General features: G+C 52.3%; 18 protein-coding genes and 1 tRNA gene. 12 read left to right on the top strand and 7 right to left on the bottom strand.

Going from position 1 to position 18,179, the window contains the following annotated elements:
- Positions 1-110: 110 nt before the first annotated feature.
- From KJB30_RS12525 to sucD, 5 genes are all read left to right on the top strand, one after another.
- Positions 111-2,063 carry an L-lactate permease gene (locus KJB30_RS12525; RefSeq protein ID WP_214299782.1) on the top strand — a complete coding sequence of 651 codons (1,953 nt, stop codon included), beginning with the start codon at positions 111-113 and terminating at the stop codon, positions 2,061-2,063.
- A gap of 139 nt (positions 2,064-2,202) precedes the next feature.
- Positions 2,203-3,573: an FAD-binding oxidoreductase gene (locus KJB30_RS12520; protein ID WP_214299780.1), complete on the top strand. Its 1,371-nt coding sequence runs from the start codon at positions 2,203-2,205 to the stop codon at positions 3,571-3,573.
- A gap of 172 nt (positions 3,574-3,745) precedes the next feature.
- Positions 3,746-4,993 carry a (Fe-S)-binding protein gene (locus tag KJB30_RS12515; protein WP_214299778.1) on the top strand — a complete coding sequence of 416 codons (1,248 nt, stop codon included), beginning with the start codon at positions 3,746-3,748 and terminating at the stop codon, positions 4,991-4,993.
- A gap of 60 nt (positions 4,994-5,053) precedes the next feature.
- A complete protein-coding gene (sucC, locus tag KJB30_RS12510; RefSeq protein WP_214299776.1) occupies positions 5,054-6,226 on the top strand; it encodes an ADP-forming succinate--CoA ligase subunit beta in 1,173 nt (390 codons plus the stop codon).
- A complete protein-coding gene (sucD, locus tag KJB30_RS12505; protein ID WP_214299775.1) occupies positions 6,223-7,095 on the top strand; it encodes a succinate--CoA ligase subunit alpha in 873 nt (290 codons plus the stop codon). Before sucC ends, sucD begins: the two co-directional genes overlap by 4 nt.
- Before the next feature lie 152 nt (positions 7,096-7,247).
- Here sucD and KJB30_RS12500 read toward each other — a convergent pair whose 3' ends face one another.
- Positions 7,248-8,234 (bottom strand): NAD(P)H-quinone oxidoreductase, encoded by a 987-nt coding sequence (locus KJB30_RS12500; protein WP_214299773.1) that lies wholly within the window; start codon positions 8,232-8,234, stop codon positions 7,248-7,250.
- 168 nt (positions 8,235-8,402) lie between these two features.
- On the opposite strand from KJB30_RS12500, the gene surE reads away from it, so the two are divergent.
- The 5 genes from surE to KJB30_RS12475 all read left to right on the top strand — a co-directional run bounded on the left by surE (position 8,403) and on the right by KJB30_RS12475 (position 11,556).
- The gene (surE, locus tag KJB30_RS12495) at positions 8,403-9,146 is read left to right on the top strand and encodes a 5'/3'-nucleotidase SurE (RefSeq protein WP_214299771.1); all 744 of its coding nucleotides are present in this window, start codon (positions 8,403-8,405) and stop codon (positions 9,144-9,146) included.
- Between the two features lie 60 nt (positions 9,147-9,206).
- Positions 9,207-9,854 carry a protein-L-isoaspartate(D-aspartate) O-methyltransferase gene (locus tag KJB30_RS12490; RefSeq protein WP_214299769.1) on the top strand — a complete coding sequence of 216 codons (648 nt, stop codon included), beginning with the start codon at positions 9,207-9,209 and terminating at the stop codon, positions 9,852-9,854.
- Between the two features lie 29 nt (positions 9,855-9,883).
- Entirely contained in the window at positions 9,884-10,849 is a 966-nt protein-coding gene (locus tag KJB30_RS12485) for a sigma-70 family RNA polymerase sigma factor (protein WP_214299767.1), read from the top strand.
- 51 nt (positions 10,850-10,900) lie between these two features.
- Positions 10,901-11,416, top strand: a complete 516-nt coding sequence (locus tag KJB30_RS12480; RefSeq protein ID WP_214299765.1) for an adenine phosphoribosyltransferase — start codon at positions 10,901-10,903, stop codon at positions 11,414-11,416.
- Positions 11,417-11,479: 63 nt separating this feature from the next.
- A tRNA-Arg gene (locus KJB30_RS12475) sits at positions 11,480-11,556 on the top strand.
- 150 nt (positions 11,557-11,706) lie between these two features.
- Here KJB30_RS12475 and KJB30_RS12470 read toward each other — a convergent pair.
- The 5 genes from KJB30_RS12470 to KJB30_RS12450 form a co-directional block, all read right to left on the bottom strand.
- Entirely contained in the window at positions 11,707-11,961 is a 255-nt protein-coding gene (locus tag KJB30_RS12470; protein ID WP_214299764.1) for a cytochrome c, read from the bottom strand.
- Positions 11,958-12,128: a hypothetical protein gene (locus tag KJB30_RS12465; protein WP_214299762.1), complete on the bottom strand. Its 171-nt coding sequence runs from the start codon at positions 12,126-12,128 to the stop codon at positions 11,958-11,960. Before KJB30_RS12465 ends, KJB30_RS12470 begins: the two co-directional genes overlap by 4 nt.
- A 64-nt stretch (positions 12,129-12,192) precedes the next feature.
- Positions 12,193-12,663 carry a CHRD domain-containing protein gene (locus KJB30_RS12460; protein ID WP_214299760.1) on the bottom strand — a complete coding sequence of 157 codons (471 nt, stop codon included), beginning with the start codon at positions 12,661-12,663 and terminating at the stop codon, positions 12,193-12,195.
- 454 nt (positions 12,664-13,117) lie between these two features.
- Positions 13,118-14,314 (bottom strand): anaerobic nitric oxide reductase flavorubredoxin, encoded by a 1,197-nt coding sequence (locus tag KJB30_RS12455; RefSeq protein ID WP_214299758.1) that lies wholly within the window; start codon positions 14,312-14,314, stop codon positions 13,118-13,120.
- Positions 14,315-14,417: 103 nt separating this feature from the next.
- Positions 14,418-14,882, bottom strand: a complete 465-nt coding sequence (locus KJB30_RS12450) for a hypothetical protein (protein ID WP_214299756.1) — start codon at positions 14,880-14,882, stop codon at positions 14,418-14,420.
- Positions 14,883-15,160: 278 nt separating this feature from the next.
- Between KJB30_RS12450 and KJB30_RS12445 the strand changes: the two genes are divergently transcribed.
- Entirely contained in the window at positions 15,161-15,607 is a 447-nt protein-coding gene (locus tag KJB30_RS12445; RefSeq protein ID WP_214299755.1) for a DUF2147 domain-containing protein, read from the top strand.
- A 53-nt stretch (positions 15,608-15,660) separates the two neighbouring features.
- Here the strand turns inward: KJB30_RS12445 and KJB30_RS12440 are convergent, their stop codons facing one another.
- Positions 15,661-17,274, bottom strand: coding sequence for a methyl-accepting chemotaxis protein (locus KJB30_RS12440; RefSeq protein WP_214299753.1), 1,614 nt, complete (start codon positions 17,272-17,274; stop codon positions 15,661-15,663).
- 402 nt (positions 17,275-17,676) lie between these two features.
- On the opposite strand from KJB30_RS12440, the gene KJB30_RS12435 reads away from it, so the two are divergent.
- Entirely contained in the window at positions 17,677-18,048 is a 372-nt protein-coding gene (locus KJB30_RS12435; RefSeq protein WP_214299751.1) for a hypothetical protein, read from the top strand.
- Positions 18,049-18,179 lie beyond the last annotated feature (131 nt).

The raw sequence follows: 18,179 nt of genomic DNA, 5'->3' as shown, positions 1-18,179 counted from the left end.
TGATTGACAGGAAAACCAAAAACAATTAATTGGTAATACAACTTTACAAAACTCGATTTTACTTCCACTGCCGAGCAACATTTACGCCTCTATCGAAAGGAGTTACACCCATGCCCTGGATTCAAACGTACACCCCCGCAGCAGGCAGTCTCGGCTTGTCGGCGCTGATTGCCGCCATCCCATTGGTCGTCATCTTTGTCTGTCTGGCCGTACTGAAGATGAAGGCTCACAAGGCAGGCCCCCTGGCAGTAGCATCGGCAATCGGTATTGCCATCGCAGTGTGGGGAATGCCGGCCAAGCTGGCAGGACTGGCCTTTGCGCAGGGTGCGGCCTTCGGTCTGTTCCCGGTCTTTTACATCGTTATTACCACTCTCTTTCTCTATAACATCACTGTCAAGGGTGGTCAGTTCGAAATTATCCGGGCATCACTGGCCGGTGTCACCGGGGATAGGCGTATCCAGGCTCTGCTGATTGCATTCTGTTTCGGCGCTTTCATTGAGGGTGCTGCCGGCTTCGGCACGCCCGTAGCTATCGCCGGAGCAACTCTGGTTGGTCTCGGCTTCCGTCCGCTGTATGCCGCCGGGGTCTGCCTGATCGCCAACACAGCACCGGTTGCCTTTGGCGCCATCGGAATTCCGGTCGTGGCATTGGCTGGCGTAATGGGCTACGGTGACGACGGCATGATGAAGCTTTCCACCATGGTTGGCCGTCAATTGCCGTTTATCTCGGTCGTTATCCCGTTTTACGTGATCATGATCATGGTCGGCTGGAAAAAAACCATTGAAGTGCTGCCGGCCATCATTGTCTGCGGCGTCACCTTTGCCGTTTCACAATGGGCCACCGCCAGCTACCTCGGTCCCTACCTGCCGGACATCACCGCCTCTCTGGCATCGATGGTCGCCCTGGTGCTGCTGCTGCAGGTTTGGCAGCCCAAGGAAAATTATGTCTTTGACCATGAAACCCATACCGGCTCCAAGGAGCAGCACCATTACACGGTTGGCCAGGTGTTCCGCGCCTGGTCCCCTTATCTGGCCCTGACAATCATGGTATTGCTGTGGGGTATCCCTTCCATCAAGGCTGAGTTGGACAAGAGCAAGGTGGTCATCACCGTGCAGGGCCTCAACGACATGATCGTCAAGAAGGTCTCCAAGCCGGAAGACGGGGTGAAGAAAATTGCAGTGGTGACCGCAGAGGCCGATAAACTGCTGGCGGCATTACCTGCTGGCGAGCCGAAACTGGCCGCAGCAATCACCCTGTTGAATGAACTGAAAGTGCTTGAAGAGAAGTTTATGCCGGTTGAACAGGGAGGCATCGGCAAGGGAGCCGTTCTGACGGATGAGCGCTATGCCGGATTCAACGCCATTGCAAAAAAGAACGCCGACCTTCAGAAGCTGGTCAAGGACGATCTGGAAAAGAACAAGCTTGTGGCCAAAGATCAGTTCAAGCCGCTCACCAAAGCCCTTGGCGATCAGCTGCCCATCAAGCTGCCTGCCAAGTATAACTTCAACTTCATGTCAGCTGCCGGTACAGCCATCCTGATTGCCGCCTTCCTTTCTGCGCTGCTCTGCGGCGTCGGTTTCGGCGATGTCTTCAAAATCGCAGGCAAGACCCTTTATGACATGCGCTTTCCTGCCGTCACCGTGGCTTCCGTGCTCGGTCTGGCATATGTCATGAACGCCTCCGGCATGACCAACTGCCTCGGCCTGATCTTCACCAAAACCGGTCACTGGTTCCCGTTCATCGCTCCGTTCCTGGGCTGGCTGGGGGTCTTCCTGACCGGTTCCGATACCTCCAGTAACGTTCTTTTCGGTGGTCTGCAGAAAGCAACCGCCGAGCAGCTGGGCCTCAATCCCATCCTGACCGGCGCTGCCAACACCAGCGGCGGCGTTATGGGCAAGATGATCTCCCCGCAATCGCTTGCAGTTGCCACCGCCGCCTGCGGCATGGTCGGCGAGGAAGGTACTCTCTTCCGCTTTACACTGAAACACTCGATTTTCCTGACCATCGTGGTGGGTATTATTGTGTACTTGCAGGCCTATTTCCTCCAGTGGATGATACCTTAAAAACATCCCCCTCCCTAACCCTCCCCCGCTGGGGGAGGGAAGGTAAGCCTCCCCCCAGCGGGGGGAGGTTGGAGGGGGGAAGCAATGCTGACATCTTCGTATTGTTACAAGTAGAGTCAAACTTCGGGAGCGTAATCACATGCAACCATCATTCATAAAAGAACTTCAAAATATCGTCGGTGAGCAGTACACCTTGACAGACCGGGAATCGCTGGCGGTGTATGGATATGATTCGACCCCGGAGATCGAGAGCCTGCCCGGTGCGGTGCTGCTGCCCGGCACGGCCGGCGAGGTCGTGCAGATCATGCGCCTCTGCCACGGAGCCGGCGTCACGGTAACCCCGCGCGGTTCCGGCACCAATCTGTCAGGCGGATCGCTGTCCGGCGGCGGTGTTGTTGTCCAGACCAGCCGTCTGAACCGGCTGCTTGAAATCGATGAGGAAAACCTGACCGCCACAATGGAGCCGGGACTGATCACCAGCGCCCTGCACCGCGAAGTCGAATCCCGCGGGCTGTTCTACCCGCCCGATCCGGGCAGCATGAACATCTCTACCATGGGGGGCAACGTGGCCGAGAACTCCGGTGGCCTGCGTGGGCTGAAGTATGGCGTCACTGCCGATTATGTCATGGGTCTGGAGGCCGTTCTGGCTGACGGTCAACTGCTTCGCAGCGGTGGGAAAGTTGTCAAGGATGTGGCCGGCTACAGCCTCAATCCTCTGTTGGTTTCATCCGAAGGTACGCTCGGTTTTTTCACCGGTATCACAGTCAAGCTGATCCCGAAACCCCAAGGGAAAATCACCATGCTGGCCCATTTCCCGGTGCTGCAGGACGCTGCCCTGGCGGTGTCGGCGATTATTGCCGCCAAGGTCATTCCGGCTACCCTCGAATTTCTCGACAAAGTCACCATCAAATGTGTCGAAGATTACGCCCATGTCGGTCTGCCGCTGGACGTGGACGCCGTGCTGCTGATCGAGGTGGACGGTCATCCTGTGGTGATCGCAGAAGAGGCCGCCGCGGTGGCGGAAATCTGCAAAAAACACCGCTGCTCGTTTTTTCAGACCGCCAAGGATGCCGATGAGGCCCTTAAGCTGGCGGCCGCCCGACGTACCGCTCTTTCGGCTTTGGCGCGGCTCAAGCCGACCACCATCCTGGAGGATGCCACCGTTCCGCGCAGCTGCATTGCCGCCATGCTGAAAGTTATCCAGGATTCCGCCAGGAAACATAATGTCACCATCGGTACTTTCGGTCATGCCGGCGACGGCAACCTGCACCCCACCTGCCTGACCGACGAGCGTGACACGGACGAAATCAAACGTGCCCACGCCGCTTTTGAAGAGATCTTCGACGCCGCCATTTCAATGGGGGGCACGATAACCGGAGAGCATGGGGTAGGCCTGGCCAAGAAAAAGTACCTGCCCAAGCTGGTGGGAGAGAGTGGGATACGAGTTATGCGGGGAATCAAAAACGCCTTCGATCCCAAAGGAATCCTGAATCCGGGGAAAATTTTCTAATTAATACGGCTACGGATTGCCGGAACCTGGCGGCGTTGGTCTGCGGAGCCCACTTGTGCGGCGTAGCGCTGCTACGCCTCCGCGGGTCTCCTTGCCCGCCTTGCCAGAACCCGACACTTCGTAGCCGGCAGGAAAGGCCACCTACCTTTTGGAGTGGCAAAAGGGGAAAGAGATGGACTACGTAAAACTGATTAACTGCATGCGCTGCGGCATGTGCCTTCCCGCTTGCCCCACCTACAAGGAGACTTTTCTTGAAACTGCCTCGCCCCGCGGGCGGGTGGCCCTGGTGCGTAAGGTTCAGGAGGGGGAGCTGGATCAGTCCGAGCAGTTGCTGGAATATCTCTCCCTCTGCCTGGACTGCCAAGCCTGTGCTTCGGCCTGTCCCTGCGGGGTCAACGCCGGCGAGCTGGTGGCGGAATTCACCTGCGAACGCAAGGAGAGCCGCGGGCTCGGTTTCATGGAGGACCTGATTCTGCGCAAGCTGGTGCCCCATCCCGACCGCCTGGAAACTTCAATGGTTCCGATGCGGATCTACCAGAAGACCGGTCTGCAGAACCTGGTCAGGAAGCTTGGCATTCTCAAGATGTTCCCGAAACAGCTGGAACGGATGGAAGGGCTTCTGCCGGACCTGCCTGATAAACCGCTGCGCCAGGAAATCCAGGTGATTACACCGGCTGTCGGTCAGGAACGCGGGACGGTCGGTTTCTTTCTCGGCTGCGTGATGAGCCTGATCTTCTCCGATGCCAGCCGCGCCACGATCAAACTGCTCTCTTCCCTGGGCTACAAGGTCATAACACCCAAAAGCCAGGTCTGCTGCGGTGCACCCAACATGCTGGGGGGCGATATGGCCGGTTTGAAGGAGGCCGCCCAGACCAACATCGATATTTTCGCCAGCTATGATGTGGATTTTATTGTCACTGACTGCGGCGGCTGCGGAGCTGAGCTGAAGAAATACGGGCATCACCTGGATGGTTACAAATCCGCCGAAATTTTCAGCGGCAAGGTGCGGGACATATCGCAGGTTCTGGCGCTGCATGCTGATCAATTGCGCGCCAAGCTGAAGCCGTTGCCCCTGAAAGTCACCTATCACGACCCCTGCCACATCGCCCATTGCCAGGGCATCCGCAAGGAACCGCGCGATCTGCTCAAGCTGGTTCCTGCCCTGGAATACCGCGAACTTGAAGCGGCCGACGCCTGCTGCGGCAGTGCCGGTACCTATAATATCGAGCGCCCGGAAATGTCCGACCTCATCCTGAAAAGAAAGCTGGATACCATCCAGGCAACCGGAGCCAAAATTCTGGTTACCAGTAATCCCGGCTGCCTGTTGCAGCTCAAGAAGGGGCTGGCAGACCACCTGCCGGATGTCAAAATCATGCACCTGACAGAAATTCTGGATCTGAGTATGAACGGGCAGAGCTGACAGTGATAGAATAAGTGAATACGGACTGCCGGTAAGACAATTCACTGGGAAGGATATGACATGAACATTCATGAATACCAGGCCAAAGCGATATTGAGACAGTTCGGCGTGCCGGTTCCCGACGGGCACGTCTGTTACAACGGTGCCAGCGCCCGCGAGTGGGCCAAACGGCTGGGGGAAGGCCCCTGGGTGGTCAAGGCTCAGATCCATGCTGGAGGACGCGGCAAAGGGGGGGGCGTTAAGCTTGCCCGCACTGCCGACGAGGTTCGTAACATTGCCCGCGAAATGTTGGGCATGACCCTGGTCACCCACCAGACCGGCTCCATCGGAAAGGTTGTTACCCGCGTACTGGTTGAAAACGGCTGCAACATTGCCAATGAATTGTACGTCAGTCTTGTCGTTAACCGGGGAACCTCTAAAGTCACTGTGATGGCCTCCACCGAAGGGGGCATGGACATCGAGGAGGTAGCCGCCAAAACACCCGAAAAAATCTTTACCGAAACCATCGACCCCCTGGTGGGCCTGACCGCCTTTCAGTGCCGCAAAATCGCTTTCAGTCTGGGGCTGGGGGGCAAACTGGTCAATAAAGCCGTCTCGGTGCTGCAGGGTCTCTACAAGACTTTCATCGCCTGCGACTGCTCCATGTTGGAAATCAATCCGCTGGTGATCACCGCGGAAGAGAACCTGCTGGCCCTGGACGCCAAATTCGGTTTTGACGATAATGCCGTCTTCCGCCATCCCAAGCTGGGCGACATGCGCGACTATGACGAAGAGGATCCCAATGAAGTCGAAGCCTCCCAGCATGACCTCTCCTATATCTCGCTGAACGGCAATATTGGCTGTCTTGTTAACGGAGCCGGCCTGGCTATGGCCACCATGGACATTATCAAGCATTATGGCGGGGATCCGGCCAACTTCCTGGATGTGGGAGGGGGAGCCACCATTGAGCGGGTCACCGAAGCCTTCAAGATCATCCTCTCCGACAAGAATGTGCAGGGGATCCTGGTCAACATCTTCGGCGGCATCATGAAATGCGACATTATTGCCACCGGCGTCGTGGAGGCTGCCAAGCAGGTTTCCCTGCAAGTGCCGCTGGTAGTGCGGCTGGAAGGGACCAACGTGGCCAGAGGCAAGGAAATCCTGGGTGAAAGTGGCTTGAACATCGTTGCCGCCGACGGCATGGCCGATGCCGCCCAGAAAATTGTTGCCGCGGTCAAAGGAGCCAACCAATGAGCATCATGATCAATAAAAACACCAAAGTCATCACCCAGGGGATCACCGGGGCCACTGGCCTGTTTCACGCCCAGGGAGCCCGTGACTATGGCACCCAGATGGTCGGCGGCGTCACCCCGGGGAAAGGTGGCTCGGTCATTGACGGCTTTCCGGTGTTCGATACGGTCAAGGATGCTGTTGAGAAAACCGGGGCCAGTGCCTCGGTTATCTTCGTACCGCCACCTTTTGCGGCTGACTCTATCATGGAAGCGGTGGATGCCGGCATTGAGCTGGTCTGCTGCATTACCGAAGGTATTCCGGTCCTGGATATGGTCAAGGTCAAACAATATATGAAGGGCAGGAAAACCCGTCTGGTGGGGCCGAACTGCCCCGGCGTGATCACCCCCGGTGAATGCAAGATCGGCATCATGCCCGGCTATATTCACAAACCGGGAAAGATCGGCGTTGTCTCCCGCTCCGGCACCCTGACCTATGAAGCGGTCTGGCAATTGACGTGCCTCGGTCTGGGCCAGTCCACCTGTGTCGGCATTGGTGGTGATCCTGTCAATGGCACGAACCATCTGGATGTGCTGCGACTGTTTGAAGCCGACCCGGACACCGAAGCGGTGATCATGATCGGCGAGATCGGCGGCACCTCGGAGGAAGAGGGGGCCTACTTCGTAAAAGAGCATATGACCAAACCGGTGGCTGCCTACATTGCCGGATTAACGGCACCTCCCGGAAAGCGCATGGGCCATGCCGGTGCGATCATCTCCGGCGGCAAGGGTACAGCGGCGGAAAAAGTGGCGGTACTGCAGGAATGCGGCATCAGCGTGGCAGCGAGTCCGGCCGAGATGGCCCAGGCACTGCTTAAGATCTATAAGCCGTAATGTGTAGTGGAACCTGGGTTTAGTTCATCGCCACGGCGAGTTGTTTTCAAACTGGAACTGTGTCTGCAAGTGGGACATCAGAAAAAAAGGCCGATCGGGAACTCCGGTCGGCCTTTTTGAGTTTAGCTATGGCTGAAAACAGCAGAGCGAGCCTATTGGATCTTCAGTACAATCTTGCCGAAGTGTTTGTCCTCTTCCATCATGCGATGGGCGTCCGCCACCTGGTCAATGGTGAACACTTTCTCGATAATGGGCACGATGGTGCGATCGGCAAATTTGGGCAGGGCTCGCCTGGTGAACTCGGCGACGATCTCGCTTTTTTCCGGTACGGGACGTGAACGGAGCACGCTGCCGATGATCTGCTGGCGTTTGACCATCATCAGAGCCAGGTTCAGCTCTGCCTTGATGCCGCTGGTAACACCGATGATAACCAGTCTGCCCTTGTAGGCCAGCGAGTTCATGTTAGGGGCAAGATATTTGGCCCCGATGTGATCCAGGATCAGGTCAACGCCCTTTTTGCCGGTTATTTCTTTAACTGTCTCGGTGAAATCCGGTGTTTCGCGGAAATTGATCAGGAAATCGGCACCAACTTCCTTTACCCGCTCCATCTTTTCGGGTGAGGCGGTGACGATCAGTTTGCTGGCAGGTGTCAATGCCCTGCAAAGCTGGATTCCGGCTGTATTCACCCCGCCGCCGCCACCATGCAGAATGGCGGCCTGCTTGTCCTTGAATTCGCCGATCATGAAGACATTCAGAAAAGCGGTGATGTAAGATTCGCAGACACAGGCAGCCTCTTCGAAGCTCATGGATTCAGGAATGGCCATCAGGTGTCCGGCATAGGCAACAGCAAACTCGGCATACCCTCCGCCACCTACCAGAGTCATGACCCGTTGACCCACCTGCCACCCGCTGACCCCAGGTCCCAGTTCTTCGATCACGCCGGCCACTTCCAGGCCAAGGATCTCCGAATCGCCTGGCGGGGGTGGATATTTGCCTTCGCGCTGCACTAGGTCGGGACGATTGACGGAGGTCGCAAAAACTTTGACCAGAACCTGCCCCTCTCCAGCTACCGGCCTTTCGGCTTCGCCAACCTTGAGTACTTCGATTCCGCCAAAACCTTCCATTAAGACTGCCTTCATGAATGTTCCTTTCGTACCGGTGATATAGTTGTTAGAACCGCGTTTGGGGGCTAAATGTAACCAGTTAACGAGTTTTTGTAAACACAAAAGGGTGGCTATGGCTGCCTTGATTTATGGGGTGAATTCTGCCATAACAAGCCGCTTCTCATTTCGACTAAGGACACTCCCATGCATATCATGGTTACCAATGACGATGGAATTCATGCTCCGGGAATACAGGCGCTGGCTGCGGCTCTGGGTGAGCTGGGAGAGGTGACGGTTGTCGCTCCTGACCGGGAACGCAGCGCTGCAGCCCATTCACTGACCCTGCATTCACCTTTGCGGGTCTTTGAAATCCGCGATCGTTTCTTTGCCGTGGATGGTACTCCCACCGACTGTGTCAATATGGGGATTCACCGGTTGCTGCCATTTCGCCCTGATCTGGTTGTTTCCGGCATCAATCATGGCGCCAACCTTGGAGATGACATTACCTATTCCGGTACCGTTGCAGCTGCAATGGAAGCCAACCTGATGGGTATACCAGCCATGGCCGTTTCTCTGGCGACGTTTGAGGCTAGTGAACATTTTTCGGCAGCCGCCGGTGTTGCGGTGCGTATTGCACGCCAGATTCTGGACAATGGGCTGCCTGCAGATACTTTCTTGAATGTCAATGTGCCCAACTGCTCCGCAGACAAGATGAATCCACCCCTGATTACCCGGCAGGGGCGCAGGTCTTTCGTTGGAACTGTCATTCACAAAACCGATCCCCGTGGGCGCACCTATTACTGGATCGGCAGCGATGAGCCCGATTTCAATGATTACGAGGGGACCGATTTCTACGCCATCAATCGCGGACACGTCTCCATAACCCCTTTGCATCTCGATCTGACCAACTATGATTCGATGAAAATAGTCTCCGGCTGGAATTTTTAAGCAGTTCACTGGACAACCATTTTTTGTAAGCTACAATTTAACGCTATTATGGAGCAGGACATGAATTTAGAGTTTGCGCGCAAGAAGATGGTGCAGGAGCAGATTGTGGCCCGTGGCATCAGTGATCGCAGGGTTATTGAAGCCATGCTGAAAATACCGCGTCACATATTTGTTCAGGAAGCAATGGCAGCCCAGGCCTATATGGATTCGCCGCTTCCCATCGGTGAAAAGCAGACTATTTCCCAACCTTATATGGTGGCACTGATGACCGAACTTCTGGCTTTGAAGGGTACGGAAAAGGTGCTGGAAATAGGGACCGGGTCAGGCTATCAGACCGCGATACTTGCAACTCTGGCTGATCGTGTCTACACCGCGGAACGCATCCGGCCGCTCGCTCTTCGTGCCCGGAAGTGTCTGGACTCGCTGGCTCTTTTCAATGTTATGCTTCGCATCAACGATAGCGAGGGAAGTCCCATCGGCTGGGAAGAAGAAGCTCCCTTTGACGCTATTATTGTAACGGCCGGCGCACCCTCGGTACCCACCGTTCTTACTGATCAGCTTGCTGTTGGAGGCCGGCTGGTAATTCCGGTTGGAGATCAGGGAGAGCAGCGCCTTGCTAGAATCGAAAAGAAAACTGACGGCACGCTTGAGGCAAGCGCGTCGGTCGGGTGCCGGTTTGTACCTCTGATCGGAAAGCAGGGGTGGTAATCGGCAACGCCACTAAGGAGACAGTGATAATGAAAGAGGATGATCTGCTGGAGCATGGATTCAATCTTGAAGAGCCGCTGGCTGGAACTGATCTGCTTGTTGAAGAGCCTGAAGAACCATTGGTTTTTACGGATGAAGAGCCCGTAGCCGAAGATGTGGTTGAGGAGGACCTGCCGGCTGCTGTACTGGAAAGCTTTGACGACGCGATTAAGATTTATCTGCGGGATATTCAGCGCACACCGCTGTTGACAGCAGAATCGGAAAAGGAGCTGGCCCGCCAGATAGAAAAGGGGGATCACGCCGCCCGCAATAAAATGATCGAATCAAATCTGCGGCTGGTGGTCAAAATCGCCAAGCGCTATATAAACCGAGGGCTGCCGTTCCTGGACCTGATCGAAGAGGGGAACCTGGGCCTGATCAAAGCAGTTGAACGTTTCAGTCTGGCCAAGGAGTGCCGCTTTTCCACCTATGCCACCTGGTGGATTCGTCAGGCCATTGACCGTGCCCTTGTGAACCAGTCCCGCACAATCCGTCTCCCGGTGCATGTCTCCGACGACATCAACCGTATGGCCAGGGTTACCCGCGCGCTTTCCCAAAAGCTGCAGCGTGAACCTTCTGCCCAGGAAGTCGCCGATTCACTGGATTTCAAGCTTGCCTATGTTCGGCGGCTCATGACCCTGCTGCGGCGTACCTGCTCCATGGAGACGCCTCTTGGAGACGGCAGTGACTATTTTCTGATTGACACTATTGAGGATACCTCGGTAATGTCTCCCTCCGAACTTCTTGAGAACATTGACCGGTATGAACAGATCGCCTGTCATTTTGATGAGCTGAGCGACAGCGAACGAAAAATTCTTTCACTCCGCTTCGGGTTGGATGACAAGGACCCCCAGACACTGGACACAATAGGTCAGAGTTTCGGTGTGACACGGGAACGTATTCGCCAGATCGAAGCAAAATCCCTGGAAAAAATCAGAGCAAACATGAAGTTCTAGCCGAACAGCAAGTTATGTAATGAACATTGAAATGAAACAAGGAGACGCAGCATGCAAGCATTGAAGGACATCATCAGGGATATTCACGATTTCCCCAAAAAAGGCATCATTTTCAAAGATATAACGACTCTGCTGCAGGATGCAAAGTCCTATCAGCGCACGATTGACCTGCTTTCGCACCGCTACGTCGGTCAGCACATCGACAAAGTAGTGGGAGTGGAAGCTCGCGGTTTTATCATCGGTTCTGCCTTGGCCTATAAACTGGGCGCCGGCATTGTGATGGTGCGTAAACCAGGAAAACTTCCCTCTGAAACCTTCAGTAAAACCTACGACCTCGAGTATGGCACCGACACCCTTGAGATTCACACAGACGCCATCAAGCCAGGCGAAAAGATCCTCATAGCCGATGATCTGCTGGCAACAGGCGGCACCATGTGCGCTGTCGTTGATATGGTCCAGAATCTGGGAGGCGAAATTGTTGAGTGCTGTTTCATGGCAGAACTAGAATTCCTCAATGGTCGTGCAAAACTGCCCGAAGGCAAGGTCTTCTCGCTGCTGTCCTTCTAGCCCAGGCAAAATGGGTTGAAACAGCAGTGCAAGTCTGCTATAAACATCCGCTCCAAAAATATTGTCCCCGTAGCTCAGCTGGATAGAGCACTTCCCTCCTAAGGAAGGGGTCGGACGTTCGAATCGTCTCGGGGACGCCAAATACAAAAAGGCCACTTCTTTTCTCGGAAGTGGCCTTTTTATTTTTATGCTTCTTACTTAATGTTCAATCCCTTCTGTCCTTGAATTTTAAGGAACCAAGGCCGTGGGCAATTGCCTGAACTTCTGCTGATGTAGGACGCTCAGGAACCTCATACCTCCGGCGTTGCCGTTAATTGCTGCCTGAATTTGAGCTGCAGTTCTACCCCTTTGCTGGATGTGGCCAGAGGGCCATGGCAACCGGCGCAGTCTGTAGCATAGAGGGCCGCTCCATTGATGGTGGCAGTGTTTATGGTGATTGAAAGTGATTTGGAAGCGGTTGCGGCAGCCGCATTCGTCACAGTGAAAGTGGGGCTGGCCGTGCATGCCGTGGTAGGTGTCCCTGAAATGACACCAGCCGCATTCACGGTGAGGCCTGCGGGAAGGGTACTGCCGGTTGCAAGCGCCCATATATACGGGTCATGCTGGTGACGCCGGTCGGGGTGAAACCGTGGTCCCGGCCGCTACGGTTCCTGTAGTAGCGTCTGTGGTTACCGACAGCCCCTGTCTTTTCAAGGTGCAGTTCGGACAGCATAAAAAAGCCACTCTTGCTGAGAATCGCTACAAGAATGGCTTTTTATATCAGGGGTATCTGAGATTTATTTGATCTGTCCCCGGATCTCTCCATTTGGATTGGCGTCGGTATGCACATTGACATATGCGTCACCAGATTTGATCAGCTGTACCAGATCTGCAAGCGATTTTCCTATTAACTCGCCCGATAGATTTTCAGATTTAATGATTCCCTCGGACAAGACGCCGCTGAATTTACCTTCCTTTTTTGGCCCGCTGAACAGATTTGCCACTGGCGGGCCGCTCTTGCCTTTCATGCCACGATGAATATGTGCCGCTGTTGCGTTCTGGATGTCCTTCACCTCCAGCTTATAGCTCAGTTCAGTGCCTTCTTTGTTCAGCTTTAACTTGAAATCGCCCTTTGCGTCGGTCTTGATACTGGGTACCTCGTCTTTTCCGGTAAGTTTGACCTTATAACTCTTGTCAGCGGCAAATCCGACCGATACTGACAGGAATGCGGCCAAGACTATGAACAACAGTATTTTCATCTTTTTCATGACTCTTTCTCCTTTTCCTCCGGCTGGTTAATTGCCTTACAAGTGGCCGCCGATGACCACCAGGCTTGGTCCAGCGATGCGATAACCGTTTGTTTTTCGTCAATCCACGAGTGAACTCTTGCTGTCAAAATGAAATGATCAGACTTGCATTACAGGTCTGACAGTAGAAGAGCAACTGGTGTGCCAAAGAAAATGTGGGGTAATCAAGCTTTAAGTTGTTGTTTATGCTTAAGAATATGAATGTGGGGACAAGTTGTGAGAGGGAGGGCTGCCGGCCGTGCCGTTATATTTGACAGAACTGTCATATGAAGAATTGAATTGAGATTGTAATCCATGACCATGCTACACTCATGCTCTAACCTCGCCTTGCGTGAACAATTAACGAAGGCCACTTCCAGAGAAGTGGCCTTCTTGTTACTTTATATCATTTTCATCGCTGAACATTATCTGCAGGTTATGACTCGGCAAGTGCCTTTACTAAATCTCTTCCGAAATTGCGACAAGCTGAAATGCCATCCTCATCCGGGGTCCAGAGTAGCTTCAAACCATCATTGGCTATTGTAAATCCTCCCTCTTTTAGTCTGTCCGTGATCATCTTTACGGATTCGCCACTCCATCCATAGGCACCGAATGCAGCCGCAGCTTTGTTTTTGAATCCCAATCCCCTGATTTCCTCCAGAATACCGGCAATGGAAGTGAGGATACCTTTGTTGATAGTTGACGAGCCGACCACTATTGCTTTTGACTTGAAAACCTCTGTAATGATGTCATTTTTGTCAGCTCGCCCGGCGTTATAAATCTTTACCAGTACATTGGGATCTTCTTCTGAAATGCCATGGGCAATTGTCTCAGCCATTTTCCTCGTCGAATCCCACATGGAATCATAAATAACGGTGATCTGGTTTTCCTGATAATTGGCTGACCACTCCAGATATTTGGTAACAATCTGCAGAGGATTGTCACGCCAGATAACTCCATGGCTTGTGCAGATCATGTCAAGTGGCAGGTTCAGGCTGACAAATTCCTTGATTTTCCGGTCAACAAACGAGCTGAAAGGGGTAAGGATGTTGGCGTAATATTTGATGCATTCCAGAAACAGTTCAGGCTGATCAACAAGGTCGTTAAACAGCTTTTCCGTTGCATAGTGTTGCCCGAATGCATCACTGCTGAAAAGGACATTATCGTTGGTCAGGTAACAGAACATGCTGTCCGGCCAGTGCAGCATCGGTGCCTCAATAAAGATCAGCTCCTTTGTCCCCAGGCTTAGTCGATCACCATTTTTTACGACTCTGAAATTCCATTCCTGATGATGTTGTCCTTTCAGGGACTTAACCGCATTGGCAGTGCAGTAGATGGGAGTGTCGGGAATAAGGCGCATAAGTTCTGGTAATGCACCGCTGTGGTCGATTTCTCCGTGATTTGCAATGATGTAATCGATTTTATTCAAATCGATTGTTTTTTGCAGGTTTTGGACAAATTCCTCTGCAAAGGGAGTCCATACAGTTTCTATGAGTGCAATTTTTTCCTCACGCACCAGATAAGAATTATACGATGATCCTTTGTGGGTGGAATATTCTTCACCATGGAACTTGCGCAACTCCCAATCCACCTTGCCTACCCAGGATATATTGTTTTTAACCGGAACACTCATTAAAGACCTCCTTTGATTTTTAGTGGAAAATTATAAAAGAAATTTTACCATTTTTTCAATCAATCAGGCGGATACCCATACCAGAGGGTAGAGCCAGTCCGTTTCAAAAACGCAGTTTTTCACGTTTATAAGTATGGGAAAGTTCTTTTGCCTTCATTTCCTTAGCAAAATCCTGGAACAGGTTCCAGTAGTTTTCATCCAGGGTCAGATTGGCCCAGAAATGCTTGTTCTCCAGGCATTTCACCGTGTAGTAGCCGAACATGTAATGGGCCAGTTCCGGCCGGATCAGTCCCGAGTTGACCTGCAGGGCCACCTCTTCCAAAAGGCCGATGAAATCCCGCTTGTCCTGGGCATCAATCTCGGCCAGTCGCGGATCGTTTGCAAGCATCAGGGCACAGATTTCCTTGAAGGTACGGTTTTCTTTCAAACGACGGCGTAACAGGGTGAAATGTTCGACTCGCTTCTGTGCTCCCTGGCGCCGGTATTCCAGCAGACCATTGACGAAAGCGAAGATCGTAACCAGACCGCCAACAATGATGGCAAAGTCCTTTAAATTGGTCATATTCATATAATGCTCCTCCGGTCTTATACAATGTTAGCGCTCAGTCAGGTGCTGATCTTATGGGTGCGGTAAAAAGGCACGAAGAATATCATCACCCGTTGCAAGTTTCCACTTCTTTAGGGAGATGTTTTGTAGCTCTCATGCGCTCTTATCTTTCGCGCTTCACTTTTATTTTTCTGCATTATCATCTTGCCGCACACCTATTGTCCTGCTGCCGGACAGCACCTGATTTAAGGGATGTTATACTATTACGTGCATCAAAAAACGGTTGGTGGGGAAGGGATATGAGGATAGCGCTGATTCTTGGGCTGATCATCTGGTGCGTAGTGGTAGATGTTTACGCTGGGCAGCATGATATTCTCGGTAAATGGAAAACTGAAAAGGGAGACGTCCAGTTGGATTTTTTTCAGTGTGAGGAGAAAATATGCGCCAAAATTGTCTGGCTGCAACACCCTGAATACAAGAATGAGAAGGATGGCCCGGTAGGTACGGCAAAGACTGACAGGAAAAACCCTGATCCAGCCATGAGAAGTCGTCCGGTTCTTGGACTGCGTGTCGTGAGCGAGGTTACTCCTGCAGGTGAAAATCAGTGGGGGGGTGGGATCTGCTATGATCCGCAAACCGGGAAAACCTACAAGTGCAAGATGAAAATGGTATCACCCGATCGTCTGGAAATGCGCGGATACATCGGTTTTTCGCTCTTCGGGCGCGATTATGTTCTGGTCCGTTAGGGCTGTTGTATAGGGATTTATGATGGCGGAAGATAACCATTAACCAGGTTTCTCTATAGCTTGAATTGCCGTACAAGGCGCTGCAGTTCCTCGGCGTTGCCACTCAGTTGCGATGCTGCGGTGGCTGATTCGTTGGCACCTTGCGCAGTCTGATGTACCACCTCGGTGATCTGCTGCATATTGCTGGATATTTCACTTGTGGTGGCGGTCTGCTCTTCGGCAGCAGTGGCGATTTGATTGACCTGCATGGCAACTTCATTGACCTGTTGCAGGATGTTCTGAAGTGCCTGTCCTGATCTGGCAGCTTCTTCTGTGCCGGTTTTCACCTGATCAACACCTTGTTCCATGGCAACAACGGCATCCTTGGTTTCTTTCTGAATATTTTTGATCATTTCGCTGATTTCACGGGTGGCGCGGGTGGTGCGTTCAGCCAGAGCGCGGACTTCATCGGCGACAACTGCAAAACCACGCCCCTGTTCACCTGCGCGAGCGGCTTCGATGGCGGCGTTCAATGCCAATAGATTGGTCTGGTCTGCAATGTCTTCAATGGTGCCAATGATTGCCCCAATCTGGTCACTTCTGGCTCCGAGGCTTTCTACTGTTTTGGCAGATTCCTGCACCCGCTCCGCGATTTTTCCCATGACCATGACAGTTTTTTCTACAACGCCGGCACCGTCACTGGCGGTTTGTGAAGCGCGTTGTGCTCCTTCGGCCGCCAGCAGGCAATTTTGCGCAATGTCGCCGGAGGTGGCTGACATCTCTTCTCCAGCGGTGGCTACGGTACCGGCCTGTGAGGCAACCTCTTCGGCTCCGGTGGCGATATGCTCAGCAGTTGCCTGGAGTTGCGTGGAAGCGGCAGCCACCTGATTCGATGTCTGTGAAATGCTGCTGATAATGTTTCGGAGCTTGTCGATGAATATGTTGAAGTAGCGGCTGACATCTGCCAATTCGTCTTTGGTTGATTCATCCAGGCGTTTGGTCAGATCGCCTTCTCCCTGGGAAATGTCCATCAGCATCGCGCGCAGGGCGTCGAGCGGCTTCATGATGGTTTTCAGCAGCCAACCGGCCAGACCAGCCTGGAGAAGAATACCGATCAGACCAATTATCAGAGACTGGGTAATCGCTTTTTTAATGTCAGAGTCGAATTCCTCATCAGACTCCTTCATATCCTTTTGTACGGCAGCAACTATCTTGTCCATGCCGGATTCGATCTTGGATACTTCTGCATCGATCTTGCCGTCGAGATCACGTATCTCTGGAGTTATTCCGTTAGAGGCCTTGAGCAGCGGAAGCATTTTGCCCTCAAAGATCGAGACAATGCCCTGGGCTGCAGACTTGACTTCCTCGGCAATCTTTTTCTCTTCCGGCGTGTCGGCAGATTTGATCGCCACCTCGATATCCCTGAATACAGTCCGTTTTTTTTCTGCCCAGTCTTTTTCTGTCTTGTCCAATTCACGATTTATCTCTGCATCGGCTATTATCTGATACAAAGCAAGGCCCCCCATGGAGGCTTCTTTGGTCTCTATCGCAATTTTGGCTTGGGCGCCTTCATGGTTTTCCAGATTTGCAAGAGTACGGAGGAAACTGTAATTAAGGCCGACGATGCCAATGATGGTAAGCAGTAGGATAAGGATGTTGACGATGATCTTTGATTTAATAGTTGCCATTGACTAAGATCTCCTTAATTTGTGTAATATTAATTTATAAAAATAATAACTGCGTTTTTTTATTCTAGTTTTATTCATTCTGTCATCACATAGTTGATTTAGTGGCCGCTTGTCAACTAGCATATGAATGATAAAAACATAATGTTTTATTGCATATTGAGTAAATCAAACATAAGTTTGGTGGAAAGGTTTTTTTTCAAGGACTTGAATCATTTTTTATTGATAAAGTCAGATGTTTTTTATCTGAAGTAGAAAAAAGAGTGGAAGGTTGTTGGTTGGAAGTATGAGTGAAAAGCGCAATGCAGTTCCAGATGAACGTAGTGGTATTGACTAGCAGTGAACATATCGGTTATAACAATATATCATTTAAAAAAGATGGTTAGAAACGATAAGGGTTGGTGCATGGCCAGGATTACCCATGAGCAGCATGATGATCTGGTGATATTACGGGTTTTTGGAGACCTGTCATTTGAGGAAATCATAGAAGCAATTCAGACCTATTTTCCCCTGGTGACTAGAAATCTTTTCTGGGATTTTACAGAAGGTCGTCTTGACGGCGTAACGCCCAAACAGTTCAGAGCCTTGCCGCCTATTGTTATTAAACATCTGCCCGCAGGCAGAACCACAGGCCGGACAGCATATGCATGTCCGAATGCCAACGATTATGGCATGTTCAGAATGTATAGCGCGATCGCCGATATTAATGCCTTGCCGTATGAATACGCCGTGTATCGCACACTTGAAGATGCTCTTGAGTGGGTAAGAAACGGTTAGCCATAAGTTTGCACCTCTGTCCTTTCAACTATCTGCAGATACATCCTCCCCGCCGGTTTTAGATCCTGCTCCAGAAGCTACTTGAAGATATAGTAGTTAGTAAAAAAAATGACGAGTAACTCCACACCGAG

Origin of the sequence: Pelotalea chapellei (assembly GCF_018531195.1) — a bacterium.
Classification (GTDB): Bacteria; Desulfobacterota; Desulfuromonadia; order Geobacterales; family Pseudopelobacteraceae; genus Pelotalea; species Pelotalea chapellei.
Note: the sequence above shows the minus strand (reverse complement) of the source record. Positions and strands in the feature narration are given on the sequence as shown.